The 25010-nt window shown below is 36.7% G+C and carries 30 protein-coding genes; 4 read left to right on the plus strand and 26 right to left on the minus strand.

Translation table 11 applies throughout. The features are described 5' to 3' along the window. Positions 1–112: 112 nt before the first annotated feature. The 11 genes from galT to FAR12_RS07180 form a co-directional block, all read right to left on the minus strand. Positions 113–1621, minus strand: a complete 1509-nt coding sequence (galT, locus tag FAR12_RS07130; protein ID WP_126407777.1) for a UDP-glucose--hexose-1-phosphate uridylyltransferase — start codon at positions 1619–1621, stop codon at positions 113–115. A gap of 9 nt (positions 1622–1630) precedes the next feature. After that, entirely contained in the window at positions 1631–2620 is a 990-nt protein-coding gene (gene galE, locus FAR12_RS07135; protein ID WP_126407779.1) for a UDP-glucose 4-epimerase GalE, read from the minus strand. Positions 2621–2622: 2 nt separating this feature from the next. Next, on the minus strand, positions 2623–3804 hold the full coding sequence (locus FAR12_RS07140; protein WP_246010323.1) for a galactokinase: 1182 nt from the start codon (positions 3802–3804) through the stop codon (positions 2623–2625). Between the two features lie 129 nt (positions 3805–3933). Then, positions 3934–4149 carry a hypothetical protein gene (locus tag FAR12_RS07145; protein ID WP_126407783.1) on the minus strand — a complete coding sequence of 72 codons (216 nt, stop codon included), beginning with the start codon at positions 4147–4149 and terminating at the stop codon, positions 3934–3936. A 15-nt stretch (positions 4150–4164) separates the two neighbouring features. Beyond that, positions 4165–4743 carry a hypothetical protein gene (locus tag FAR12_RS07150; RefSeq protein WP_126407785.1) on the minus strand — a complete coding sequence of 193 codons (579 nt, stop codon included), beginning with the start codon at positions 4741–4743 and terminating at the stop codon, positions 4165–4167. 27 nt (positions 4744–4770) lie between these two features. Next, on the minus strand, positions 4771–6051 hold the full coding sequence (locus tag FAR12_RS07155) for a hypothetical protein (RefSeq protein ID WP_126407787.1): 1281 nt from the start codon (positions 6049–6051) through the stop codon (positions 4771–4773). A 314-nt stretch (positions 6052–6365) separates the two neighbouring features. Next, on the minus strand, positions 6366–7019 hold the full coding sequence (locus tag FAR12_RS07160) for a DUF1801 domain-containing protein (protein WP_126407789.1): 654 nt from the start codon (positions 7017–7019) through the stop codon (positions 6366–6368). 32 nt (positions 7020–7051) lie between these two features. Further along, a complete protein-coding gene (locus FAR12_RS07165; RefSeq protein ID WP_126407791.1) occupies positions 7052–7420 on the minus strand; it encodes an iron chaperone in 369 nt (122 codons plus the stop codon). Positions 7421–7556: 136 nt separating this feature from the next. After that, positions 7557–7943, minus strand: coding sequence for an SLAP domain-containing protein (locus FAR12_RS07170; RefSeq protein ID WP_126407793.1), 387 nt, complete (start codon positions 7941–7943; stop codon positions 7557–7559). Between the two features lie 324 nt (positions 7944–8267). Then, positions 8268–9428, minus strand: a complete 1161-nt coding sequence (locus FAR12_RS07175; RefSeq protein WP_126407795.1) for a DUF4317 domain-containing protein — start codon at positions 9426–9428, stop codon at positions 8268–8270. 124 nt (positions 9429–9552) lie between these two features. Next, the gene (locus FAR12_RS07180) at positions 9553–10137 is read right to left on the minus strand and encodes a DsbA family oxidoreductase (RefSeq protein WP_126407797.1); all 585 of its coding nucleotides are present in this window, start codon (positions 10135–10137) and stop codon (positions 9553–9555) included. Between the two features lie 267 nt (positions 10138–10404). Here FAR12_RS07180 and FAR12_RS07185 point away from each other — a divergent pair, with 267 nt between their 5' ends. Further along, positions 10405–10761, plus strand: a complete 357-nt coding sequence (locus tag FAR12_RS07185) for a VOC family protein (protein WP_126407799.1) — start codon at positions 10405–10407, stop codon at positions 10759–10761. Between the two features lie 62 nt (positions 10762–10823). Here the strand turns inward: FAR12_RS07185 and FAR12_RS07190 are convergent, their stop codons facing one another. Beyond that, entirely contained in the window at positions 10824–11084 is a 261-nt protein-coding gene (locus FAR12_RS07190) for an alpha/beta-type small acid-soluble spore protein (protein ID WP_126407801.1), read from the minus strand. A gap of 158 nt (positions 11085–11242) precedes the next feature. Here FAR12_RS07190 and FAR12_RS07195 point away from each other — a divergent pair, with 158 nt between their 5' ends. Continuing rightward, positions 11243–11950 (plus strand): DNA alkylation repair protein, encoded by a 708-nt coding sequence (locus FAR12_RS07195; RefSeq protein ID WP_126407802.1) that lies wholly within the window; start codon positions 11243–11245, stop codon positions 11948–11950. 41 nt (positions 11951–11991) lie between these two features. On the opposite strand, the gene FAR12_RS07200 is transcribed toward FAR12_RS07195, so the two are convergent. From FAR12_RS07200 to FAR12_RS07210, 3 genes are all read right to left on the minus strand, one after another. After that, positions 11992–12663: a GNAT family N-acetyltransferase gene (locus FAR12_RS07200; RefSeq protein WP_126407804.1), complete on the minus strand. Its 672-nt coding sequence runs from the start codon at positions 12661–12663 to the stop codon at positions 11992–11994. 64 nt (positions 12664–12727) lie between these two features. Next, positions 12728–13240 (minus strand): GNAT family N-acetyltransferase, encoded by a 513-nt coding sequence (locus FAR12_RS07205; RefSeq protein ID WP_126407806.1) that lies wholly within the window; start codon positions 13238–13240, stop codon positions 12728–12730. Continuing rightward, the gene (locus FAR12_RS07210; RefSeq protein ID WP_126407808.1) at positions 13237–14763 is read right to left on the minus strand and encodes an ATP-binding protein; all 1527 of its coding nucleotides are present in this window, start codon (positions 14761–14763) and stop codon (positions 13237–13239) included. Before FAR12_RS07210 ends, FAR12_RS07205 begins: the two co-directional genes overlap by 4 nt. A gap of 796 nt (positions 14764–15559) precedes the next feature. Here FAR12_RS07210 and FAR12_RS07215 point away from each other — a divergent pair. Then, positions 15560–16018, plus strand: coding sequence for a LytTR family DNA-binding domain-containing protein (locus FAR12_RS07215; protein WP_126407810.1), 459 nt, complete (start codon positions 15560–15562; stop codon positions 16016–16018). Next, positions 16015–16425 carry a DUF3021 domain-containing protein gene (locus FAR12_RS07220; RefSeq protein WP_126407812.1) on the plus strand — a complete coding sequence of 137 codons (411 nt, stop codon included), beginning with the start codon at positions 16015–16017 and terminating at the stop codon, positions 16423–16425. Before FAR12_RS07215 ends, FAR12_RS07220 begins: the two co-directional genes overlap by 4 nt. Before the next feature lie 80 nt (positions 16426–16505). Here the strand turns inward: FAR12_RS07220 and FAR12_RS07225 are convergent, their stop codons facing one another. The 11 genes from FAR12_RS07225 to FAR12_RS07275 form a co-directional block, all read right to left on the minus strand. Continuing rightward, positions 16506–17003, minus strand: coding sequence for an RNA polymerase sigma factor (locus tag FAR12_RS07225; protein ID WP_126407814.1), 498 nt, complete (start codon positions 17001–17003; stop codon positions 16506–16508). Positions 17004–17072: 69 nt separating this feature from the next. Further along, entirely contained in the window at positions 17073–18254 is a 1182-nt protein-coding gene (locus FAR12_RS07230) for a hypothetical protein (RefSeq protein WP_126407816.1), read from the minus strand. Between the two features lie 13 nt (positions 18255–18267). After that, positions 18268–19098 carry a hypothetical protein gene (locus tag FAR12_RS07235; RefSeq protein WP_126407818.1) on the minus strand — a complete coding sequence of 277 codons (831 nt, stop codon included), beginning with the start codon at positions 19096–19098 and terminating at the stop codon, positions 18268–18270. Beyond that, positions 19095–19784 (minus strand): ABC transporter ATP-binding protein, encoded by a 690-nt coding sequence (locus FAR12_RS07240; RefSeq protein WP_126407820.1) that lies wholly within the window; start codon positions 19782–19784, stop codon positions 19095–19097. Before FAR12_RS07240 ends, FAR12_RS07235 begins: the two co-directional genes overlap by 4 nt. Next, positions 19781–20158 (minus strand): GntR family transcriptional regulator, encoded by a 378-nt coding sequence (locus FAR12_RS07245; RefSeq protein ID WP_126407822.1) that lies wholly within the window; start codon positions 20156–20158, stop codon positions 19781–19783. Before FAR12_RS07245 ends, FAR12_RS07240 begins: the two co-directional genes overlap by 4 nt. Positions 20159–20417: 259 nt before the next feature. Then, the gene (locus FAR12_RS07250; protein WP_126407824.1) at positions 20418–21290 is read right to left on the minus strand and encodes a YitT family protein; all 873 of its coding nucleotides are present in this window, start codon (positions 21288–21290) and stop codon (positions 20418–20420) included. Between the two features lie 219 nt (positions 21291–21509). After that, positions 21510–22220, minus strand: a complete 711-nt coding sequence (locus tag FAR12_RS07255) for a hypothetical protein (RefSeq protein WP_126407826.1) — start codon at positions 22218–22220, stop codon at positions 21510–21512. Beyond that, positions 22210–22734, minus strand: coding sequence for a sigma-70 family RNA polymerase sigma factor (locus tag FAR12_RS07260; protein WP_126407828.1), 525 nt, complete (start codon positions 22732–22734; stop codon positions 22210–22212). Before FAR12_RS07260 ends, FAR12_RS07255 begins: the two co-directional genes overlap by 11 nt. Positions 22735–22827: 93 nt before the next feature. Beyond that, entirely contained in the window at positions 22828–23421 is a 594-nt protein-coding gene (locus tag FAR12_RS07265; protein WP_126408029.1) for a DUF2441 domain-containing protein, read from the minus strand. A 49-nt stretch (positions 23422–23470) separates the two neighbouring features. Continuing rightward, positions 23471–24046 (minus strand): histidine phosphatase family protein, encoded by a 576-nt coding sequence (locus tag FAR12_RS07270; RefSeq protein ID WP_126407830.1) that lies wholly within the window; start codon positions 24044–24046, stop codon positions 23471–23473. 5 nt (positions 24047–24051) lie between these two features. Beyond that, positions 24052–24993 (minus strand): serine hydrolase domain-containing protein, encoded by a 942-nt coding sequence (locus FAR12_RS07275; protein WP_246010337.1) that lies wholly within the window; start codon positions 24991–24993, stop codon positions 24052–24054. Positions 24994–25010: the final 17 nt, after the last annotated feature.

The following is a 25010-nucleotide window of genomic DNA, read 5'->3' on the forward strand; positions in this document are numbered from 1 at the left end:
ACCCCACAAAGGAACATCTGTTCTTAATTTTATTTTATCAAATTCTCAAAACGTCGTCCTTTAAATTTCATTTAATTCCGAAATTAGACACAAAGAGCGATTCATCTCCTCCCTACGTTGTTGAGGAAGGAGTCTTCTCGCTAGTGTTGATAAATCTTCTAAAGCCAGCCTGGCCCTTCTCATCTCGTTTGTATACACCAGCATCTTCTAGTGCACGTAGGAATTTCTTGCCGACTTCGTGCTTAACAAAATCCTGGATATCGTCACTTGTTCCCGAAAAAGATCGCTTTAATTCCTCAGCCCAGGGTAGATGAATTGGGTCTATCGAGTTTGGCTCATCCAGTACAAATCGTTCAACCTCTACCAACTCGGTCTCGAGTCTAGCAGGAAGAACAGCTAACCCCATGACTTCAATAAGTCCAATGTTCTCTTTCTTAATATGGTGAACATCCGCATGTGGATGAAAGATTCCTAGGTGATGCTCATCACTCGTACGATTATTTCGTAAAACGAGGTCAAGCTCATACTTCTCTTCACGTTTTCGTGCTATAGGCGTAATCGTGTTATGTGGCGTCTCACCAGAAAATGCGTAGATGTCTACGTCAGGGTCGCTGTATTTTTTCCATGACTGTAAAATCGCATCTCCCGCTTCAACTAATTCCCGTATATCTTCACTTCTCAAGCGCAACACAGACATCGGCCATTTTACCGTTGAAAATTCCACAGCCGGAAAACGAGTCCATTCAAATGTAAACTCATCCTCTGCCCTTGCCATGGCAAACTCGTAGTTTCCACCTTGGTAATGATCGTGGCTTAAAATCGAGCCTCCTACAATCGGAATATCGGCATTTGAACCGATAAAATAATGAGGAAACTGTTCAACAAATCCTAGTAGTCTTGCAAAAGTTTCTCTACTAATCTTCATATCTCGATGTTCCTCACAAAGCAAAATGCAATGCTCATTGTAGTATACATAAGGAGAATACTGCAGAAACCACTTTTCCTCCGCAACTTCTACTGGAATGATACGATGATTCGAACGAGCAGGATGACCAATTCGTCCTGCATAGCCTTCGTTTTCCACACAAAGTAGACATTTGGGATAGTTCGTTTCCTTTGGTTTCTGTTCTCTTTCCAACGCAATCTGCTTCGGATCCTTTTCAGGCTTCGATAAATTGATCGTGATGTCGAGTTCGCCGTACTCCGTATCAACCCTGTATTCAATATTCTTTTCAATTCGCTGCATTTGAATATAGTTGCTATTTTTACTTAATTCATAGAAAAAGTTTGTTGCAGCAACCGGGTCGTATTTGTAAAGGTCATAAAAACGTCTAGTAACCGTTGACGGCAGTGGCATCATCGTATTCATAATCTTGCTTGCAAAGATTTCTTTTGCATCAAAATAATCATCACAAATGCCATTCGCAATCGCATATTCTATTAGATTCTCCAGGAGTGTGGGAATTTCTTTTTCAGCGAACGTCACCTCAGTCGGCTCAAAACTCTCGAGCCCAAGCAAGGAAAGGATTTGATTCCGTCCATAGACCACGTCTCCTTGCTCGATTAATTGCACCTTTACTGCTTGATTAGTAAACTGTTGCACTGTGTCATGGATGTTCATCATTAACCCTCAGCTTTCATACCCATTTGGGTGGTTGACATGCCAGTTCCACGCATCCTTAATAATGTCTTGAATCGCCGTATGTTTCGGTTCCCAACCTAGGACTTCCTTTGCCCTAGTAGAAGATGCAATTAACGTACTTGGGTCACCAGCTCTACGCTCACCGATTTTCACTGGAATCTCACGTAGTGTAACCTCTTTTGCCGTTTCCACGATTTCTTTTACAGAAAATCCACTATTGCTTCCGAGATTAAAAATGTTACTTTCGCCGCCATTTTGCAAGTATTCTAAAGCAAGAATATGCGCATCAATTAAGTCTTCTACATGGATATAGTCCCGGATACACGTTCCATCAGGCGTATCATAGTCTTCGCCAAAAATGGTGATAAACTCACGTGTTCCAAGAGCTGCTTGTAAAACAACAGGAATGAGATGAGTTTCTGGATTATGATCCTCACCAATTTCGCCCGTTGTTCTAGCACCCGCCACGTTAAAGTAACGGAGTGACACATACTTGATTCCATGTGCAATTTCAGTCCACTTCATCATTTTTTCCATTGCCAGCTTCGTTTCACCATAAGTATTCGTAGGTACCGTTGGCATATCCTCTGTAATTGGCACTTGCTTAGGCTCCCCATACGTTGCTGCTGTCGATGAGAACACGATGTACTTCACGTTATTGGCTTTCATCGTTTCTAAAACAACCTGCGTTCCGAAAACATTGTTGTCATAGTACTCAAGTGGTGTTTCCATTGAGACACCAACAAGTGAATTAGCAGCAAAATGAATGACAGCGTCAATCGTTTCTTTTTCAAAAACAGATTGTAAAAAGTAACGGTCACGAATATCTCCCTTGTAAAATGTCGCGTTCGGATGTAAGGCTGCTTCGTGCCCTTGCTGTAAATTGTCGACAACGACAACGTCCTTACCTGCATCAATCAATTGATAAACTGCATGAGACCCGACATAACCTGCTCCACCTAATACTAAAATACTCATGATTAACACCTCTCCAATTGTTTTAGTTCTCGTGCTCCATCACCAACGCTTACATCATAAAATGAAGCTTTATAGCCAATTTTATCTTCGTAAATGTTACTGATTGCTTCGATAATAGCTTTTACCTTATTCCTTTCCACAAGGGCAATTGCACATCCACCGAATCCTGCACCAGTCATCCTTGCACCCAGGACCCCGTCTTGTGCCCATGCTGCTTCAGCGAGTGTATCCAGCTCGTTTCCTGTTACCTCATAATCATCTCGTAAGGAACGGTGAGAGGAATTTAAGAGACGACCAAATTCATCGAGTTTGCCTGCTTTAAGGGCAGCTAATGCTTGTATGGTTCGTTCATTTTCATAGACTGCGTGTTTAGCACGTTTTCGTAAAATGTCATTCGCAATCAGATGCTTATGTTGTTCAAATGCTTCAGAGGTTACTTGACCAAGCGCTCCAATATCTAGTTCCTGCTGTAATAGCTTAAGTGCCTCCTCACACTCACTTCGTCGCTCGTTGTATTTTGAATCCGCAAGCTCGCGACGCTTGTTTGTATTCATGATTAAAATGAGATGGTCCTGCAAATCAAGTGGTGCGTATTCATATTTCAAAGTCTCACAATCTAGGAAAATACCTGCATTCTCTTTTCCCATTCCAATTGCAAATTGGTCCATAATCCCACTGTTGACACCAATAAAATGATTTTCCACCTGTTGGCCAATTTTCACGAGCTCCACTCGGTCAATTGTTAATTCGAATAGGTTCTCAAACATCACTCCGGAAACAAGTTCTATTGAGGCTGATGACGAGAGTCCAGCACCATTTGGAATGTTGCCGTAGAACAGAACGTCTACGCCTGTAGGGATCGAATACCCTTTTTCCATTAAATAACGAAGCATTCCCTTCGGATAGTTCGCCCAATCATGGTTCTTATCGTAGTCTAGATTGTTGAGATCGAATTCTATTACTCCAAGTTCCGCGAAGTTCATCGAGTACATTCTGATTCTCTTGTCCGTACGTTTTTGTGCTATTGCATAGGTTCCTTTGGTGATGGATGCTGGGAAAACGTGTCCTCCGTTGTAGTCGGTGTGTTCCCCGATAAGGTTGATTCTTCCTGGTGCGAAGAACGACTTGTATTCGTTTACATTAAATAGTGTTTGAAATGTTTTGACGAGTTGATTGATTTCCACGTTGTATACCTCCATTATGCGATCTATTTATCTCTATTGTAGAACCTTAAGTAAAAACGGTCAATGAATTTTAGTAAAACATTAACTAAAATTAATAAAACGCTTAGGATATTTTTTATCCTAAGCGTTTTATAGCCTTCCATCTTTTATCCATCTCCAAATGCGATAACTGCCGAAAATGCTAATAGAGAACAAAAGGATATCTAACATTACCCATTTTCCCAATTCTTTTATTTCTAATAGACCATCCCAATTGATTATCACAAAGGTTGAAATCCAAAGAAACATGAAATAGCAGAAAATATTTGGAATAATCCATACCACTCTTAATTTAGTATTATTCAAGCCATCAACTCCTTTTTAATGAATACACAACTGAAGTCTTTGAATCAGCTTTTTATAATCCAGAATACAATCCCAGATCGAGATAACGGCAAAATATGAGTCTGGTTCTAGAGCAACTAATATACAATCATCATATATTAAGGAGATATTTAATGGCTTTTCAGGTTTAATCCTCTTTTCTAAAAGTATGTCCGCTAGTTCTGTATACATCTTATGTACTTTTTCATCAATGGCTCTTTCAACTGAATAATGTCCAGCAAGGCTGGCCCACCATACTCGAAAGGATTGATGCAATTCATTATATTGTCGAAGAGTTTCATTATTTTCTGCGAATAGTCCATGATAAAATAAGTGCTTTTCATCATAGAATATTTCTTGATCATTTAATGGATTTTCGGAAATTCTCATCGTGACTTCGAACCAAATCTCTTTAAAATTCAATTCAAAGTCCTTATGAAACTGATACTTTGTTGGGGTGTATGGAAATTTCAATTTTTCGTTCTGTGCATCCCTATTTTGATAAATATTTTGGATATAAATCAAAAAATTCAAGGTATATGAAGGGTCTATTCGCATTTGCAATGTATTTTTCATTTTATAGCTCCCTTTATGAATTATCCTTTAAAGATTTTGTACACGCGGATCATCGGGATACATTTTCTTCAGATTTTCTTCCAACTGTAACTTAATTTCTTCATAAGTAATTAGGTTTTCTTTCATTAATTCCAGAAATACACCGACGGGGTCATCTGAATTATTCCGAATTATCTCTCCGATTGGAGATTTATAGCTGCTATCATTAATATTCACTTTAAGTTTTTCTTCGGACATTTCCGTATACTTAAGAGATTCATTCAAATCAGTTAGGAGAGACAGTTCTGCTAGCATCTTCAACTCATATACATAGAGATCCGTTCTATTTTTCAACGTATCCATTGCTTTAGTAAACTGAAATTGCTTAACAAGTAAATGAGGCATAGCCCCAATTGCAGAAACGTTACTAGGGTGCAAGTGGAGAATTTCTTCGTAAACTTCCAAAGCCTTTTTATAATTTGCGTTTAGCTCATACTCATGAGCTTGAGCTTCCATTTCTTTAACGACTTCTCTTCTTGCTATATAACTACTTAATAGTTCATCAGAATTAGTACCAACTATATCATCAAGTACCTTATAAATATCCTTATCTTTTAAAGCCAGCAAAATCTCTGGTAGGATCTCTAGTCCATATTGATAGACAAGCTCATTAACTGTGAAATAGCTTTGTAGATAGGGATCTACATCTCCTTGCCTTCCCTTTAAAAATTCTGTATTCGAATCTAGTTCATTAAAATCGATTGTTTCCACCAAATCGATATCAACATCTGTGTCTCGTTTGGCTATCACTTCGGATATTCCCTCGTTAAACCATTGAGGCAAGTCTTCATCCGACAATCCATGCTTTTCTAGGAAACTGTCTGTTCTATAATGCGTATATTCGTGAAAAAAGGTATCCTCTAATGGGAAGTCCCCAACTAGCTCTTCACTTTTCAAATGAATTGAGTCATTAATTGGGATATAATATCCACCTAAATTTTCAGACTTAGATGCAGCATTAAAATCCTCCAGCTTCTCATACACAACAATCGTCAATTCGTCCGAATTATCCCCATACAACTTATCTAATTCTTCTTTTGCCTCTGGATAGAGTGCTTTGATCGTTTCAACTGTGGAGTAATCATTTTTTTCATATTTAATCGTTAATCCCTCAAATTTCTCCGTAAGAAAATCCTTGTCTAATGGATTCGCGATAGTTTCGTCCACTAAATTTTTAAACAGTGGTTTGACATCTTGAATGAACAATCGTGTCACAACAAATACGCTTATAACGAGTATAGCTAATAGAATTCTTTTAAAAAGTTTCAAAACTTCGTACCTCTTTCAATTATTTCCTTCTATAATATTTCACCAAAAGGAAACTTACTTCCTGCATACAAAACCAATTTTTGTATAAATTTACTATTTGACAAAAAAACTATCCTCCTTTTCGAAGAATAGCCCTATCCATTTCTATTTTATTTTCCACTCACAAACGATCGACAATCGCCCATCCTTTAGTTGACCAGAGATTGTTCATAAGAGATGTTTAAAACAAAGCTTAAGATTGTTCTTTTCAAGCACACAAATAAAAAAAGCATACCTTTTCAGCTAAGAGCCTTTCGGTACGCTTTTATCTATTCTTATTCAAAATTCTTATGGGAGCCATCGCAGTTCGGCATCCTTTTGGAGTGGCCACATGTGCAATCATTGATTCCCTTCCCAGCGAGAATTTTCGGTATGTATTTTACAACCCTATCTGTACGAGTTTTAGATTGTTTAGCTTGAGAAATATTGTAAATATAGGCTTTTTGTCGCCCTGGCGTCAACCCTTCGAATGCGGTTTTCAATTCTGGCATTTCATCCAACTTCGCTTGAAGTTCTTCTGGCATGTCGTAATCGTTTTTCTCTTTCATTTCCACCTGTAAACCGGCTTTTTCAACCTCAATCGCTTGCTTTATATAGTCTTTGATAACGGATTCCATCTCAATGATTTGTTGTATATTGGTAAAACGAATTTGGCGTGCCGACTGAACATTTTCCGTTTGTTGAATGAGAATCCCTTGAGGATCCTTCAACAAGGCACCTTTGTGAAAAAGAAGCGCACAGTATTCTTTGAAACCATGAATTAAGACAATGTTTTTATTATCCAACGTGTAACAAGGATGCATCCACTTAAAATCTTCAGTTAGATCGCAGTCACGAACAATCTGTCTCAGCTTCACAAATTCTTCCTTCCACGATGTAGCTTTGCTTAAAAATCCCTCAACCTTCGGATTTGTTTTACTATTTGTCATCTAGTAATACTCCTCTTCCATTTTTCTATCCATTAACGCCAAAAATTCTGGTAATCAGCTTTATCCTCTATGTTAAAATCAATCATTTTTGTAAGCAAGTCGTAATTTACTTGATCTTTCCAAGTAATGCGGAACAAGCCTTTGGTAGAACCATAGCCAGCTTGCGCAATCTCATCAGCAAATCGGGCAATCGTGACTTCTTCAGGTGCAACGCTTATATGGTTTGTAGCTGTGGAAATTCCGATAATATAGGTACCATGATCGGTAAACATCGGTGTATTCCATTTGATTTCAGATTTCAAATGTGGGTATTTCTCTGATATCCAATCGAATATTTCCTCTAATCGTTCACGGTGATCTGGGTGGTCAATCCCTGCTAAATAGTCTTTTATAGTTTCCATGTCGTTACCTCCAAAAACTGTCGGTTTTCTTTTAACTTTTACCTGCTCCGAAAATAGATTATCTAAAGGTATATTACTACATTTACACTATCTATAGATAGGAAAAACACTATCTTTTTACCCAATAATTACTATCCTAGACATTCTCCGAAACTTCTAATCGACCATTTTCTATAGATGTCCGTGTTCTGTAATTTCCCTTCGGAAAAATGAACGTCCATGGCATACTAACTTGAGCTGGAATCTTTAGTCTCGGTAGATGAAATATGTGTTCCCCGACTAGTTCTCCGTGAATACTGTATCGTAATCGATTGTTCTGAAATAAGAACGGTTCGCTAGTGAGATTATGAACTAGAACCGTCACAAGAAGATCTTGATTATGATTGATCGCTTCTCTTATTGGAGTAAAAAGTATCTTGGAATCGTTTTGATGTTTTGTGTCATTAAAGATTCTCTCGATATTAATTCTGTCCTGGGTTGACAATGCTTTGTCCCAAGACGATTCATATTGTAAGTGCTGCATCACTAAAACCACCTTTTGTTAGGTTTAGTGTAACATAAGTTTAATCTTAAATAAGAAGAGCATTTCAAATTATCGATTCTTTTACGTATTAATATAGAGATTTATTGCATATTTCCTATTTCTTTTTAATAGATTTTATCAAAAAGGATACTAGGAGGAATAGCTATGAAGAAAATTTTAATCGTAGTTGTAGTCATCCTTGTCATATTAAACGTAATGTATTATCTAACAACCAATATTCCATCTTAGTGAATACATTTTATTCACCGAAACAGTAAAAGGACATACCATTAAATTGATATGCCCTTTAGTACTATTTCTAAATTACAACTCCACTGTCTCCAGCTTGAATCCTTCCAACAACACATCTTCATCGATTTCGAGTAACAAACATTTTTTCCCGTTGAACATGATGTATTTGACCTTTTTCATTTCCTTTGGATTGATGGATAGGTCAGCGACATGTGTGTTGATTTTAATCTTTTTCGGTACTAGGTTCGTAGCTTTGAATTCACGCGTTTCATCATCAATGATGTCTTTAAAGGCGAATTCTACTTTTTCTGTGTCGATATTTTCAACGCCACTCACTGTTAGAATTCGTTCGACATCCTTGTAATCGAGTCTTGGCTCTTCAGCTTCCTCGCTTTCTTCAGATACCATCACGATTTTATCGATTTCTTCATACACATTCGAGATGATTTCTGTATCGACTTCGTCACCAATTACTTTTTGTAAAATAATTTCAAAGGTCGCTTTGTCTTCCTCTGCTGTAATAATCTCTTCACAATTTAGTACATCCTCGATAAAACGATAATCCGGTTGATTCGATTTTGCAGCACTATATAATATGTGATTCACGTCCGCTGCATTTTCACTAAATGCCGGGAACATAAACCCTGCCAACGGTGCAGTTAAATTGATGATCGGATCAAGATTCGTATTTGGCTTGAATTCTCTCTCAATATAATCAAAAGTTAGGGACTTCTTCGGTTGATCCGTTTTATTCAAGCTACAGAACACGAATTGGCTTGTATAAACTTCATCATCTCCGCCTTCTTCTGATTCAGGATCGCGCTTTCTCGCTGGTTTCTGGTATTCACCGCGAATGAAGGTAACAACAGTGTCGAATTCATAGACCGATACCTTAAACATTTTCTCGACGATTTGTAGCATCGACTCTTTCCAGTCATCCAGGAATTCAAATTGTAGTCCTTCATAAAGAATGGATTGTGTGCTGTTCTCCACGTCTGGAGTGAATTTCAGCTCAAATAATTTCGTATCAAGTTGCCCAGTTAGGACCTTTTTAAAATTGGCTAAAAATAATTCCTGTGCTTCTTTTTCCAACATATCAAAATGTTGGCTAACGTGCGTGTAAATCTCACCAGTTTCTTTTTTTACATAAACATTGAAGATGTCACGGATTTGCATGTATTTGCTGTTAAGTTTAAATTGTTTTCGGATATTAGCGATGTCGTTTTTATTCAATTTGTCTCAACTCCCAGATCCGATTATACTTGTTTAAAATAATTTTTGTAATACTTGATTATTCTCGGAGTTTCATACCCACAGAAAAAAGAACTATCTTCCGGAGAAAATAGTTCTTTTGACATTATTGCTCTTCCATAACTTTTTCAAGTGCTTGAATCATCACATCAGTTGGTTGAGCACCTGTGAGAGCATATTTTTTATTCAGAAGGAAAAATGGAACTGCACGAATTCCGTACTGTTGTGCCAATCGCTGATCAGCTCTTACTTCTTTTGTCATCTCATCGCTTGCCAGCATTTTCTCAACTTCTTCACGACTTAATCCGACTTCAACAGCCAATCCTACTAGCGTTTTATGGTCGCCGATATGTTTAGACTCAGTGAAATAGGCGCATAATATACGTTCGGTCATCTCAGACATTAAGCCCTTCGTTTTCGCAAACATCGTGAGACGATGGGCATCAAAGGTATTCGTCAAAATGAGCGTATCCATGTGATAATCAAGCCCGACTTCCTTCGCCATCTTCGTCATGTTCTGATTACTTGCTTTTGCTTGCTCAATACTCATCCCATATTTTTTCGCTAGAAGTTCATGCATGTTTTCTTTTATATCAGTTCCCATTGTTGGGTCCAATTGGAAGCAACGATAGGTTACCTCGACTGGAGCATTTATCTGTTTAATAGCGCCATCCAGACGCTTTTTGCCAATATAGCAAAACGGTCAAGCAAAATCCGTCCACATTTCAATCTGTAGCATATATGTACCCCCTATTCGTTATTCTTCTATAGTATACGGGGTGATTTTATGTTTTACACGTAATGTGCTTGGGGGTAAAGGAAAATAATAAAAAGGTATTTTTTAACATTTATCGAATGTATTAACAAGTATACTTCTTCATGTACCTACATATTCCAGCCCAAACACACCCCTTAAGTACACACATACATCCTATAATCAAATTTAGGAGGATTAAATATGTTAAATCAAGTATGCGTTTTAACCATTAAAGTCACAAATATGGAGGAAGCTTTAGACTTTTACACACAAGTTCTAGACTTTAGCGTCGCAAAGAAATATGGAGAGAATATCATCAGTCTTGAGCATAACGGGCTACCGCTGATTTTAGAGAAAGCAGAAAAGGTAAATGTTCCATCCTCTTCTTCCGTCTTGCTTGCTATTAACTCAAGCAATATACAAGAAGACTTCAAAAAGCTTCAAGACAAAGGTGTGAAGATTCTTTTTGACGAGCCTAAGCCATGCCCTCCTGGATACTTTTTTGTGATTGAAGATAATTCTGGAAACCAGCTTGAAATAGTTGAATTTGTTGATTGATTTTTGTTCATAATAGACAGCTGAAATTGACATTAAAATTTCAGCTGTCTTCCTACCGGCACTCACTTATTTTTACTCAAATTCTCCTGCGCCATTTTCACAAGTTCCTTGACCATACCTCCGCCTAAGCGCCCGCCTACTTTCCCTGCTTCTACAGAAGTTAATCTTCCATTGTATCCTTCTTCTAAAGGAACACCTACTTCCTTCGCTGCTTCAAATTTAGCTTGGTCAGGGTTGCTTGTACCGGCTACTTTTGCTTTTAGTTGGTCAAGTCCAGCTCTTGCTTCTGGGACTAGTATTCGATTCCGTCTTTTACGTGCCATTGTTGGCATCCCTCCTTATGCTTATTTTTTCTAAAATAGAAAAATTCATGTAGGTGTTACAAGAACATATCTACCCACATTCCCTTCATACTTAAAATATGATACGATAACGAATATACGTTCTAGAATAAAATATATAAGAAGGGATGTTTAAAACCATGGATGCTCAAACGGTTATGCAAGAACTAGAAGCACTTGGTAAGGAACGACTGAAAAAGATGTACATAAATAACGGCGCACACGAACCAGTTTTCGGAGTAGCAACAGGTGCAATGAAACCAATGAGAAAGATAATTAAGAAAGATCAGGCATTGGCCGATGAACTTTACGCGACTGGAAACTACGATGCGATGTATTTTGCTGGGGTCATTGCCGACCCAAAGGCTATGACGGAAGAGGATTTTGACCGTTGGATGGATGGAGCTTATTTCTTTATGATCTCTGATTACGTTGTAGCCGTCACCTTGGCTGAAGCAGATATTGCACAGCAAGTAGCTGATAAATGGATTGCCTCCGGCGAAGAACTAAGAATGTCTGGCGGTTGGAGCTGCTACTGCTGGCTTCTAGGAAATCGAAAAGACTCAGAGTTTGATACAGACAAGCTTTCCAAAATGCTCGACCAAGTAAAAAACACGATTCATGATTCACCAGACACTGTGAAATCAGCAATGAATAACTTTGTCTACACTGTTGCTATCTCTTATGTTCCACTACATGACAAGGCTGTTGAAACAGCCAATGCAATTGGTCCCGTTGAAATTTCGAAGGGTAAGAAAAAGCCAAGTGTTTCTCTCGTTTCTGAAAGAATTCAAAAAGATTTAAATCGAGGAATTCTTGGATTCAAGAGAAAATACGTAAGATGCTAAAAATAAAGACCTTCCCATCTGCAGGAAGGTCTTCATTTTTATTAGAATGGCTTCAATTCAATCGTTTCTTTCGCTTCCAAACTTTCGATCATCTCGACCCACTTCAAAGGTTTGTTCGATAAAACTGTATAATATCGCTTTAAAAATTTCACAACCAAATCAGCATCAATTTCCTTCACATCTGGATCGATTGTTAGGAAAGATAAATCCAACCCTTCTACCGCTTCCCCATCATTGTTCCAGGAAGGATGAACATATGGAAAATCTAAGCGTCGATAGCCCAAATGAGCCAAGACTTCACGACGAACGTAAGGGTCCATCGGTTTCACCCCACCGAACTCATGGTGCCCAACACGGTAAGGATCATAAATTTCCGCGAACATACCAAACAGTTCTTTTCCATTTGCTTCAGCTAACGCCTTCAGGTCCTCTGCCCTCTTATTCGCTAAAAATGGCCCGATCCCGAGACCTGCTTGTCCAATGATCGTGAAATCTGTCATTGCTACATTGAAATCCTCGTAATAACGATATTCTGTAGCTCCAACTACTTTTCCTTCATGGACAGCGACAAACACACGAATACCCGGGTCCTCTAATGGCTCAGCCCATAATTCAAACTCCAAAACTTCCTCTGGGGGAAAGATATCCTTCATTAATTCATGCATCTGTACGAACAAAGGATCGTTTATATTGGTAATTCTTATGTATTCCATCTTCCATCTACCTCCCACTATGTATACATCATCATTATATACGGTCAAGGTTCAAAACGCATAATCATATGTTTTTCCCCATGATCACCTGCAAATTGCTCTCAGAAAGAACTGGCACATTGTCCTTAATCCGTTCCCAACCCTTTTTCTCGTAAAAATGAATCGCCGCTTCATTCCGTATTCCTGTCGTCAATACGCTAGTTCTCTGTATATTATTTTCTAATAATAAGTCATGCAATTGGCTTGCAGTACTTCGACGCTGATAGTCTGGTCTCACAGCTAACTCAACAAACTCAAAGCAATCAGACAACCAAGTACCTACCTCATCCTCAGAAAAGTGCTTAACCATTTTTTGATGATAAAATTGTTCGGCTGAACTGGTGTAGCCATAAGCAAACCCTACAATTTCACCCTCTAAGTTTTTTGCCTTAAGTCCTTTAAACCCCTCATAGCAAGCATGTTTGTTGATGTTTTGAAGCACATTTTCCTGCTCATCTAAAAACATCCTACAATAGAGCTCCGCGATTTGGGCCATGTCAGAATCATTGTAGGTAAACGGCAAATAGTCGATTCTCATGCTTTCAACATACTCCTTTCCGGATTCTCAAATGAAATATGGAAAGTTGTCCCCTCATTCAGTTCGCTGCTTACATGAATCATACCGTTATGGTTTTGAATGATTTTATAGCTCACCATTAGCCCTAAACCATTACCTTTCTCTTTTGTTGTAAAAAAAGGTTCTCCCAGTTTTTTAACCTGCTCCGATTTCATACCTACCCCTTCATCTTGTATCGTAATGGAGATCCTCTCATACGTTTTTTCAACCACGATCGTGATATTTCCACCTGAAGGCATGGCCTCAATCGAATTTTTAATCAGGTTCAAAAAGACTTGCTTTAACTGATTCTTTTCACCAGAAATACAGACTTCCTCTCTTGGAAAATCATATTCAATGTTGACATTTCGTAGAAGCGCCTCTGGTTCTAGAAATTTGATAACACTTCTTAATATACTCGTTAAATGACAGTCAGTGAACTGAATTTGATGTGGTTTCGCAAAGATCATGAACTCACTCACAATAAAATTAATTCGATCGATTTCATCTAAAATCGTATCACCATATTGTGAAGCGATTTCCTTTTCGTTCATCAACTGGACGAATCCACGAATTGTGGTTAATGGGTTTCTTATTTCATGTGCAATCCCTGCAGCTAACTCCCCAATCATCCCAAGTTTTTCTGTTTTTCGTAATGTTTCCTCGGTATTCCTTTTTTCCGTAATATCGTACTGAATAGAAATATGCTTATATCGCTTTCCGTTCCCGTCCACAAATGGAATGATTGTTGTATCGAGCCAATACTTTGTTCCATCTTTCGCCTGATTGAGGATTTCCCCTTTCCAAACCTCTCCGCTTTCAATCGTATCCCATACATGACGAAAAAACGAAGATGGATGAAAATTTGAAGAGAACATGTCATGTTTTTTCCCTAATATTTCTTCTCTTGAGTATTTATATATATGGCAAAAATTATCATTCGCATATAGGACTTTATCTTCATGATCCGTAATGGCAAAAATCGTCGCTTCGTTTAATGCCCTCTCAAGGTCAGCAAGCTCTCTAAGTGTCATTTTCAAATTCTCGTTTGATTCCTCTAGGGCATGTTTAATAAAAGACATTTCCTCATTGTACATTTCCAACACTTTTTTCGTAATTGTCTGGTAAACTGTTTCGACAGCTTTTATTAATTTGTGATAGCTTTGAATCGAAAGCTCTTCGGTTTTCAATTCTTGTTCAACTAAATTTAGAATTGAAAAGCGAGTAAGATAAACAAAATCAATCAATTGATCCAACGGGATTTTTGAATGTATTAGCTTTCTTCCAAATCCTCCAACAAAGCGAATGAGTTCATGGGTGCGAATGTCGTCTTGATGAACGAGGAAATCCCCGATATGATGGAATAAATGTTCTAATGCTTCTTCCGGAATATCCAATGCTTCACAACAGCGACTATCAAACAATTTTTCCTCACACACCGCCTGCATGATTTCATTGTTCAGTCTCTTAATCTTCGCAGCAATATACTCAATCTGTTTGTCCATCCAATCCCTCATTTAAGTATTTTTACCTATTATTTTGACATTTTTCCCTAAAATTCCTTTTTTTCTAAAAATTATTCGTGGGACAAATTCTGACAAAAAGCGAAATCTAATACTGATTGGACAAATTCATATATTTAGTAAAATAGACTACCAATATTAACAATATGACAGTAATAGACCAATTTAAAATCTCCAGAAAGTTAAACAATAAGCAAAATGTATAATTTAAAGATAATCTAAATAGTTTGAATTTTCATCATTTAATGTTAATATTTCATGAAAGGAGCGATCTAATTTGAATAAGAGAAAAATAATACGGTTGTTTTATTCGCTGGAATCGTAACAATTCTTACTTTGACTGTTTTTAGAGTCTATCAAATACATATCCATTACCAAGCGAATTTAGTTACTTCACAAACATGTATTAAAAACAACAGTACAGTAGTGATGGAGGAAAATGGTTTTTTGCCTCTTATTTCCGTATATTGTGAATAGAAATCATTTAGGACCTCCACTTGTAGAGGTTTTTTATTTTGTTCCTTTTTGAAAGGTGTATTTTTTAATTAGATTCAATATAGGTGGTTTTCTAATATCTCGCTTCTCCCAACGGTGCTCTAACCCATGTAAGTTACCTTCGATTTCCCACAAGATACCCATGCATTCGATGCAAGTTATTGAATTTATGAAGATTTAAACAGAAATTCATCATACAATTGTCATTAAGAGAAAGGTGAAAAAGCCATACATCAGAAAGTAAAGCCATTATACTTTTAATATGAAAAGAGGTGTTTGAAATTTGAAACTTATCCTTAATATAGATAAAGTCTTTAAAGAAACAAAGATTACAATCGAAGGTCCCATTGTTGATAATGATATTCAGGAACTTATTGATTTCATCCATGGAAGGGAGCAACAATTCCTGATTGGAAAAAAAGGAGAAATGCAACACATTCTTAAACATGAAGACATCCACTATTTTCATACCGAAAACGACCATGTGATCGCTGTAACGGAAACGGATTCTTATATTTTAAAGGAAAAATTATACGAACTCGAGGAAATGCTTCCCTCCAAAAAATTTATTCGTCTGTCGAAATCTGTTATTGCTAATTTACATGAGTTAAGTCATTTTGAAGCGTCATTCAATGGTACACTCTGTGTTTATTTCAAATCTGGTAAGAAGGAATATGTATCTCGAACCTATGTGCCGGTAATAAAGGAATCTCTAAAATTAAATAGGAGGAAAGTAGAATGAAAGCATTTATATTTCGTAGTCTAATTGGGATTTTCTTTGGTGGTTTTATCGCAGTTGTATTCGTTAACTTAAATGTCCTTTTCGGAGACTTCCAAACGATAGATGGAAGCTTATTTTTAAAAAACTCCATTGGTTCTTTAATCTGCGGTTGGTTTTTTACCGTTAGTCCTATGTATTTCGAAATCAGAAAACTGAAACTCTCACAACAAACGATTCTTCATTTTCTAACCGTCATAATTCTATACTTAATACTTGCAATCGCGATTGGTTGGATTCCATTTTCGATTAATAGTATTTTGTTAACTCTCGTGATTGCTATTGTTGTATATACCCTCTTTTGGATCTCTTTTTATCTCTATTTCAAAAATCAAGTGCGTAAAATAAACGATGACCTAAAGAGAATATGAGAGTGTTCTTAAAAGTTAAAGCTAACAATAATAGGGCGTTAATCCTCGGATTAACGCCCTATTTAACATGCCTGTCATGATTACATCATTGTTGCCTTGAGCATATGTTTAGCCCGAAAGAGCCTAGTCTTCACTGTCGAAATATTAATATCTAATTGTTGCTGAATTTCCTTCAATTTCAATTCTTTTACACACGAAAGATACAACACTTCCTGATAAATATCTGGAAGATTCTCGATCTGCCTGTAAACTTCATTACAGCTTTGTTGACATAGCATTTCTGATTCTGGGGTGTGATGATTCGCAAGAAAGAATTCACAGGTTGGCGTTACTCTTTGATGGTAACTTCCTCTTAAATAATCCTTACATTGATTTTTCGTGATTGTATACAGCCATGCTCTCACAGAACGGAGCCCTTCTAATTGTTCTTGGTGAAGATAACACTTCAACAGAACCTCTTGAACAATATCTTCAGCTAAGTAAGGGTCCATCGTGTAACTCCATGCTAACTTTTTGATCTCGAGACTGTATGTTTGGACAATTGTATCGAATTGCGTTACCTTTTCAGTATCTATCATTTTTACCACCAAAACCTATCATGATATGGGAATAAGAGGTTCATCCACTCTTATTCCCGTTTGTTCTTCTTACTCAATTAAATGGATATAGAGTTCATCTGTTTTGCTTGATGTGTTGCTTACCTTTATTTTTCCCTCATATAGGGATTTACCAGTTCTTAAATCGCCAATATATAATTCATATCCTTCATCTGTTAAATAGGCGGTATAGATTTTTCCATTCATTAAATTCGTATACATAGATTCATATCCATTTTTATACTTTGGTAAGTCAACAGCTTTCTTTTCGCCCCATTCATCTTTTTCAAGATCATATTGTGATAGTTCAAGTCCACTATCCACTCGAGAAGAAACATACAGAGTTGAATCAATTATGGTAGATAAATCGATAGCGTCTACTAGTTCATCAGGAAAATCAATCTTCTTAAGCTGTTTCGTTTCTATGTTGTAAACCTGTACCTCGTTTCCTGTGACTTCTTGAACAAAATATCCGTCTTTTTCGACATCTTTTAAGGTACTTGTTTTAAATAAAATATATTTTTCTGGATCAATCGAAGAATCGTGAATAACACTTAGTTCCGTCCAACTATTATCCGTCCTAATTGTAGAAATGAGCTTTTCTGTACTTAATAGTTTTTGGTTTTCAAGATCAAATGTATATTCATTTACTTCCTCGCCACCGTTTACTAGACTAGAACGTGTAAGGAGGATAATTTGCCCATCGACTACCTCTACATCGACTACATCGTACCAACCATATGTCTCAGTATCTGGTAAATCTAATGGAATACTCTTTATTTCATTTGATTTTTTGTCTAAAACGTCGATATCAAACGAGAAATCAATAGAATTAAATTTATAGTCTCTTTTTACACCAGCATAGACGACAAGACTTTCATTTTCGAAAAAGTAATCTGGAAATAAGTCCTTTCCTCGCATAAAATTTCGATGCTCTTCGATTAATTTCTTCATAATATGTGAGTTTATATCCGTTGTTAACTCTTCGATGACGGAGCGATTATTCAACAATATCGTTTCACCATTTACTTCATGAACAAAATTCTTCGTAAGATTTCCTGTCCCATAGTCCCCATGAATGGTTAAACCTTTTAATTCGTCCTCATTACCACTTATTTTTTCAAGTTCTAATTGAAGTGTGTCTTTTGCTGCCAAACTTGCTTGTATATAGAAACTCCCAATCACGACTAGCGTAATTATTGAAAGTAATACTATTTTCCAATATCGTTTCATCTCTATCCCTCCATTACACCCTAACTTTATTCTTTATAAGCATATTGCCTATCCAAATGGCTCCAGCTAACACAAGGACACATGCAGCAATTTCAAGAAATAATAGCTCCATTGGATAAAAATAGTTTTCTAGAAGTGAAGCTTGTAGTAACAATGGTGCAAGAAAGATTAGTATAGAAACGCCACAATAGACAATCCCATAGAAAATTCCTTTTAATCGATAGGAACGTTCGAATAGGATGGCTGTAAATACTATCATAACCGCTGTCATACCAGCACCATAAAAGAGAATAAATTCGAGTATATTTTTCGGAATCAATAGATTTAAATAATAAAGATTCGTGATTTCCAGAACGGAAAGATCCGTACGAAACACTTCAGGGACAATCCATTTAAACACCTGATTTTCAAAGGGTAGAAGTAATAATTGTAAGGCGATGAGGCCCAATACAAATAAAAGAATTGTTGTTGCTTTCGCTAGATAAATATTGAGGCGAACGCTAGGAAGCATGAACAAACGATAGCTAAAATTGTTTTTCCCTACCCAATCACGATACCAAATAAAGAAGACATAAATGATTAACGTAACTGCACAAAGAGCAATCGTTCCTAAGAACCAAATCGATTCCGAAATATTTAAGAAGGACATCGGGCCATATTGTTGGACGTATTCACTTTGAGTTAACAAATCCTCTTGCATTATCTCATTCGCCTGATTATGATAAGACTTTGATTCAACGATGACACCGCTCATTTGTGCAACAAACGTAATCCCAATTAGCACAAGATATAATTTAAAGAATCTATTAAACTCAAAATTGACAAGCTTCAAATAACGTTTCACGCCTGGAACACCTCTCTCATGACATCAATAACAGACTTGCCTTCATTTTCTCTAATTTCTTCTGTATCGAATTCTTTTAAAATCACGCCATTGTCGAGTAACACGGCTTTGTCGATCAAATGTTCAATATCGTTGATTTCATGTGTCGTAATGATTACCCCTCTGTCCTCAATCAAATGGCTCGTAAACACATCGGCTATTTGCTCACGGCTAAAGATATCGATTCCTGAGAAAGGCTCGTCCATTAAGACATAATCAACATCCAAAGCCAATCCAAGAATAAGATTCACCTTTGCTGCATTTCCCTTTGACAGGTCAGAAATACGGTCATCTTCGTTCAGTCTAAAAAACTTCAGAAGTTCACCAGCGCGTTCAGCATTCCAGCTATTATAAAAATCCGCCATAAAGGTAAATGCCTCACGAATTTTCATATTTGGTAGCATCGTGATTGTATCTGGAATAAACGTGATTTTTTCATATGTACCTGGATGTATTTTTTCACCATTAATCAGAATTTCACCACTATCAAATGGCGTCAATCCCATAATTGCTTTTAGTAAGGTTGTCTTTCCCACACCATTAATTCCTATTAAACAAGTAATTTGCCCTTTTTCAGCAGTAAAAGAAACGCCTTTTAACACTTTCTTTCGACCAAATTTTTTGGCAACGTTTTTGACTTCAATCACAGCGAATCCCCCTTTTTGTGATAATTTTGCTCGACTAATTGTAATACTTCGTTCAACGGCACATTGATTGTTCGGATCGAATCCACAAATGCACCGACTGCTTCTAAAATCAATTCCTCACGCACCCGTTGGAATACTTTCTCATCACTCGTAATGCGGCTAGGTAAATTCCCCTCTGTAAAAATCAAGCCTTGTTCCTCCATCTCTTTATACGCCCGCTGCGCAGTATTTGGATTTATCTTAAGCTGATTGGCCAGTTCTCTTCTAGACGGAATTTCTTGACCTGGCTCATATATTCCTGTTGCAATTTGCTCCTTAAAATGCTGAATCACTTGCACATATACAGGATCCCGGTTATTAAACTTCACATTCATCGGTCCAACTCCTAAAAAGCATAATTTCTGTATCTAGTGGTTAATACACCTTGATTAAAATAATATGTATTAAACAGTTAATACACATAAAGCAAAAAATAATGCGTATCAATTACTTAATACACTCTGTACCAAAAAAATATGTATTAATCATATAATACACCTTCTGACTGTATTATATGTGTAATACGCTGGAAGTGTCAACCAATTTTTTAAAAAAAGAAAGCACTCCTGCTCGTTGGAGTGCCTTCTTTACATCTTAATGAATATCATTCTTTTTAAAATTGCCGCCCTTGACTTCTGCTACATCATATACTGTAACAAAACATTTAGGGTCAATCTCACTAATGATTTCCTTTAATTTCGTTTCTTCTAAGCGATTGATGACACATGTAATTTCTACAAATTTTTCGTGTGTAAAACCGCCATAAGCTTCTTTATATGTTGCACTTCGACCTAAACGATCACGAATGGTATCTACCATTAATTCAGGTTGAGAAGTGATAATTTGGAAAGTCTTTGAGCCGCTTAAGCCTTCCTCAACAATATGTATGACTTTAGAAGCAATAAAGTAAGCAATGGCCGAAAGTATTGCCCCTTGAAGACCGAAAACGGTGGAAACGATGATAAATACAAATACGTTTAAGAATAGAATCAAATCACTTGTCCCAAACGGTAATTTTCGAGAAAGTAGTACTGCAAGCATATCAATTCCATCTAGTGCACCGCCATTTCGCAAGGCTAACCCCATTCCAAAACCAAGGATAATACCACCAACAACAGTCACTAACAACGTATCCCCTTCAATAATTGCTGGTGTGTGATGCATCGCGATTGTCCCAACAGCTAATGAAGCTATACCAATAATCGAAAAAACAGCGAAGCTTTTTCCGATTTGTTTGTACCCTAACCAGATAAAAGGTAAGTTAAGAAGTGCGATTAGTGCGCCTAACGGTACGTTAAATAATTGTGAACCTACGATACTGAGACCCGTGACCCCTCCATCAGATACGCTATTTGGGATTAGTACAGTCTCAAGTCCATATGCTGCTATAAATCCACCAAGGATAACTAATATCCCTCGCATAATCAATTTAAGTGTTTTAGGCTTCTGTTTTTTTATGTTCCTCATCAAATACCTCTCTTCGAATAATCTTTCACATTCAATTTTACCATAAACAGCAAAAATAATTTCAAGATAGTATTCGAGTAAAGAATGTTATTTGATAAAACTTAATGGATTATCAACTGAAAAAGCTGCCGTAATCCGCTAGAAAATCTATCACTCTCTTCTTTAAATAAAGAATTAGGAGGCAAATCAACTGCTTATATAACACCTGCTCACATGTCACTACTCCTCAAAGTTTAAGCTTTTAATTACTTCTTCAGTACCATCTTTTTTAACCATTTTTACTTGTACATCCTTTACCGGACTAATCACGTACCAAAATCTCTTATCATTTACAATGTCAATAATTATGGCTTTTTCATCACCTGCGTACACCTCTACAATCGAATTATCACGAATTGCACCTGAATAAATATAAGGAATTTTATCCATAGAACTCCACTTAACAGGTGAATCCCATTCAGCCCCTCTTGTTCGCTTCCATTCCCACTGACTACCTTCTTTCTCTATATAAGCAATATAAATCTTCTCTTCACTATGGCTGTTACGCTCTTTGAACACCGCAATCATATCATCTTTGTGAACAGCATTCATTTCTGTATGAACTAATGAATACGTGAAATTTTCTTCATCTTGATGCATTTCCTTCATTTTTCGATGAAAAAAACTTTCAAACGTTTCTCCAGAGGAATGAGTTGTATTACCGATTATCCTATCGTTCAAAGCATTCTCTTCTATTAAATTTGGTAATGTCATAGATAAAACAAAAAAACTTGCTATCGTAATAAAAAAGACGGCTAAGATTACCGATTTAAACTTGAATTTGGCTGTATAGGATAACCGTTGTACTTGATATCGAATTGATGCCTTCTCTTTTTCGGTAAATTTTAAATTAGTAGGAAGAGAATTCTCTAATTCCTTTTTAATATTCATACTCTCCCTCACTCTCCTCAATAGTTAACCTCATTAATTTCCTTCCTCTTGTTAATCGTGTTTTTACCGTATTAACGGAGCAGTTTAACACATCAGCTATTTCAGTTACCGATAATTCAAGATAATAATATAGCCAAATCACCTCTCGATATCTTACAGATAGCTTCCCTACTAGTTGAGCAATATTTTGCTTTTCTTCCCTTTGTATGTACTCTGATTCTATTGATATTTGATTCTTCCACATAAATATTTTTTCAGTAACTTCCATTTTTCTGTAATGCCAGCTTCGCAAATAATTTTTACACTCGTTCACGGCAATTCGATATAAATAAGTCTTTATGGAAGAACGATTTTCAAAATGATCAAGATTTTTATAAAATTTGATGAAAACATCTTGTATGATGTCCTGCGTTTTCTGAATATCTTTTACGTATGTATATATCAAATGCTTCAAATAATCTCCATGCTGTTCCATGGCATCATTTAAAAGTTGCTCCCTCTCTTCTTTGTTCAATATCTAACCTCCTCTCTTTGATTTAGACAAAACTGAAAGAAAATCGGTTTCAAAATAAAGAAAACACAATAAATCCTAGATTTATTGCGTCCGTCAAATAGTAAAATCATCAATAATCTCAGCCACTTCAATTTTTCCATTGATCAAAAGCTCAGGAAGTTCATTCTTGATGTTCCCATTCCAATATTCTCTAGCCTGTTCAATCTTTCGAGAGAAAGGAACACCATCTTCTTTAGGTAAAAGGGTTCCATCACCTTCGAAACAATTCCCAATTACCCGTAGTTTAACGATTTGCAGCACCTTTCTATTGTAAGAATCAAATAGTTCTTTCCACTTTAATGCATCTCCATAGGATTTAGCAGCATATAGACACGACAATCTCGATGGATACTCCGGATGTTCTTGAAGTCGAACCATTTCTACGATCACTTCTCTAATTGCTCGGATCGTTTGTCCAACATAATCGAAAACAACCTTTCCATTCTCCTGATTTAAATTCAAGCCATCCTTTGTGTAATGACTGTATAAAATCTGAATGAAATCTTCACCTGCTGAATTCAATTTTTCTTTTTCGAAAAAGAATCGATATAAAGTATTGGGTTGATTCTCATCAAAGTGAATTACCTGTCCAAGACTCATTATCTTATTGGTCACAATATGATAAACATAAAATTCATTCTCTATCATAGTCAGCATCCTGTATTCTCCATAATCGACTTTTTATCGAACTATATCTTTATAATTTAGTGAGATGAGCTACCAAATTAAAGTCCTTTATGTTCCACACATCATCAACATGTTCAATATTATTCAAACACGCATTCCTTAATCTTGTTTTATCAGAGCCGATTTCTCCATTAGATAATTCGCCTAATATCGCATTAATGACTGCACCATGTGCCACGACAATAACGCTCTTTCCTTCCCATTTCTGCCTGATTTGTTCCAAACCTTTCATAATCCTTTTTGTCAGTGATAGTCTATCTTCTTGGTTTGGATAGTTCTTATTTGGGTATGTCGTCATTCTTTCTTCTACTGTCATTCCTTCAGCATCTCCATAGTCCCTTTCAATGAACTCTGCCATTTCAATCAACGGTTTATCTATAAAACTACTCACTATTTCAGCAGTTTGCTTCGCTCGAGTTAATGGACTTGTCACGACTACATCCCAAGTAGCAGATTTTAGAAACTCACCACATTCTTTCGCTTGGTTAATTCCCTTATGATTTAGAGGTATATCTGTTTTCCCTTGCAACATACCTAATGCATTCCAATCCGTTTCACCATGACGAACCAAGCAAATTCTAGTCATAGCTATCACTCCTTATCTGCTACTAAGTCCATTGCGTATTTGAAAAAATGTTCTGCGTACGGAGTTGGTCCTTCTTTTTTACGATGAACCAATCTGATGGCTATGAATTGCTGGTTAGGACATACCAATAAAAATTTGCCGTCAGAGCCGCTCATCCCAAATCCAATGTACTGTTCCTGCCTATTTTGGACTGTAAACCACAAATAACCCCAATTTGGCTCAATGTTTTGAGTTGAATGAGTTGATTCCTCTATCCACTTTTCACTTAGAACACGTTTACCATTCCACAATCCTTTATCGATAAACAATTGACCAATTTTAGCCAAATCTATTGCAGTTAATGAAAGACCGTAATATGCATACGATGTACCCTTTTTATCTTTAGCCCAGCTCCAGTTCGTGATATTTAAAGGTTTGAATAATCTTGTCGATAAATATGTATCCAGTTCCTCTCCACTAACCTTTTTCACAATTCCAGCAAGTAATGTCACAGCTTCATTGTTATAAGTAGATACAGTCCCTGGACTGTTTTCTAATTCCCGTGCTAAAACATATTCAATACAATCTTCTGCAGTACCTAGTTCTGCATCATGACCCAATGTTTTAATTCCAGAGGTATGGGTTAAGATATGCCAGATTGTAACATTTTCCTTTTCCGTATTCTTGAGAGTTGGAAAATATTCTGCTATAGAGACATGTAGAGACTCAATCTGGCCTTCATCAAGCAACAGACCGATTGCGATTCCAGCAAACACTTTCGTGAGCGAATTCAAATGAATAGCCTCTGTTGTAGAGGAATAGTTTTTATAGTACATTTTACGATTTGAAATAATTAAGAACTCATCAGATTCTTCTTTTTGACAATACTCATCAAATTCTTCTACTTTATTAGCATTCATACCTAATTTGGTTGTCTTTACATATTCAAAAGGCAGTGCTAAATTCATTTTCAAATTATATCGCT

The organism is Bacillus yapensis (assembly GCF_005280205.1).
Classification (GTDB): Bacteria; Bacillota; Bacilli; order Bacillales; family Cytobacillaceae; genus Robertmurraya; species Robertmurraya yapensis.

Bases quoted from the DNA above. Each gene is read 5' to 3' on its own strand.
- galT (WP_126407777.1), bottom strand. From the start codon at position 1,621: ATGAACATCCATGACACAGTGCAACAGTTTACTAATCAAGCAGTAAAG.
- galE (WP_126407779.1), bottom strand. From the start codon at position 2,620: ATGAGTATTTTAGTATTAGGTGGAGCAGGTTATGTCGGGTCTCATGCA.
- FAR12_RS07150 (WP_126407785.1), bottom strand. From the start codon at position 4,743: ATGAAAAATACATTGCAAATGCGAATAGACCCTTCATATACCTTGAAT.
- FAR12_RS07160 (WP_126407789.1), bottom strand. From the start codon at position 7,019: ATGACAAATAGTAAAACAAATCCGAAGGTTGAGGGATTTTTAAGCAAA.
- FAR12_RS07165 (WP_126407791.1), bottom strand. From the start codon at position 7,420: ATGGAAACTATAAAAGACTATTTAGCAGGGATTGACCACCCAGATCAC.
- FAR12_RS07170 (WP_126407793.1), bottom strand. From the start codon at position 7,943: ATGCAGCACTTACAATATGAATCGTCTTGGGACAAAGCATTGTCAACC.
- FAR12_RS07185 (WP_126407799.1), top strand. From the start codon at position 10,405: ATGTTAAATCAAGTATGCGTTTTAACCATTAAAGTCACAAATATGGAG.
- FAR12_RS07190 (WP_126407801.1), bottom strand. From the start codon at position 11,084: ATGGCACGTAAAAGACGGAATCGAATACTAGTCCCAGAAGCAAGAGCT.
- FAR12_RS07195 (WP_126407802.1), top strand. From the start codon at position 11,243: ATGGATGCTCAAACGGTTATGCAAGAACTAGAAGCACTTGGTAAGGAA.
- FAR12_RS07200 (WP_126407804.1), bottom strand. From the start codon at position 12,663: ATGGAATACATAAGAATTACCAATATAAACGATCCTTTGTTCGTACAG.
- FAR12_RS07205 (WP_126407806.1), bottom strand. From the start codon at position 13,240: ATGAGAATCGACTATTTGCCGTTTACCTACAATGATTCTGACATGGCC.
- FAR12_RS07210 (WP_126407808.1), bottom strand. From the start codon at position 14,763: ATGGACAAACAGATTGAGTATATTGCTGCGAAGATTAAGAGACTGAAC.
- FAR12_RS07220 (WP_126407812.1), top strand. From the start codon at position 16,015: ATGAAAGCATTTATATTTCGTAGTCTAATTGGGATTTTCTTTGGTGGT.
- FAR12_RS07225 (WP_126407814.1), bottom strand. From the start codon at position 17,003: ATGATAGATACTGAAAAGGTAACGCAATTCGATACAATTGTCCAAACA.
- FAR12_RS07230 (WP_126407816.1), bottom strand. From the start codon at position 18,254: ATGAAACGATATTGGAAAATAGTATTACTTTCAATAATTACGCTAGTC.
- FAR12_RS07245 (WP_126407822.1), bottom strand. From the start codon at position 20,158: ATGAATGTGAAGTTTAATAACCGGGATCCTGTATATGTGCAAGTGATT.
- FAR12_RS07250 (WP_126407824.1), bottom strand. From the start codon at position 21,290: ATGAGGAACATAAAAAAACAGAAGCCTAAAACACTTAAATTGATTATG.
- FAR12_RS07255 (WP_126407826.1), bottom strand. From the start codon at position 22,220: ATGAATATTAAAAAGGAATTAGAGAATTCTCTTCCTACTAATTTAAAA.
- FAR12_RS07265 (WP_126408029.1), bottom strand. From the start codon at position 23,421: ATGATAGAGAATGAATTTTATGTTTATCATATTGTGACCAATAAGATA.
- FAR12_RS07270 (WP_126407830.1), bottom strand. From the start codon at position 24,046: ATGACTAGAATTTGCTTGGTTCGTCATGGTGAAACGGATTGGAATGCA.
- FAR12_RS07275 (WP_246010337.1), bottom strand. From the start codon at position 24,993: ATGAATTTAGCACTGCCTTTTGAATATGTAAAGACAACCAAATTAGGT.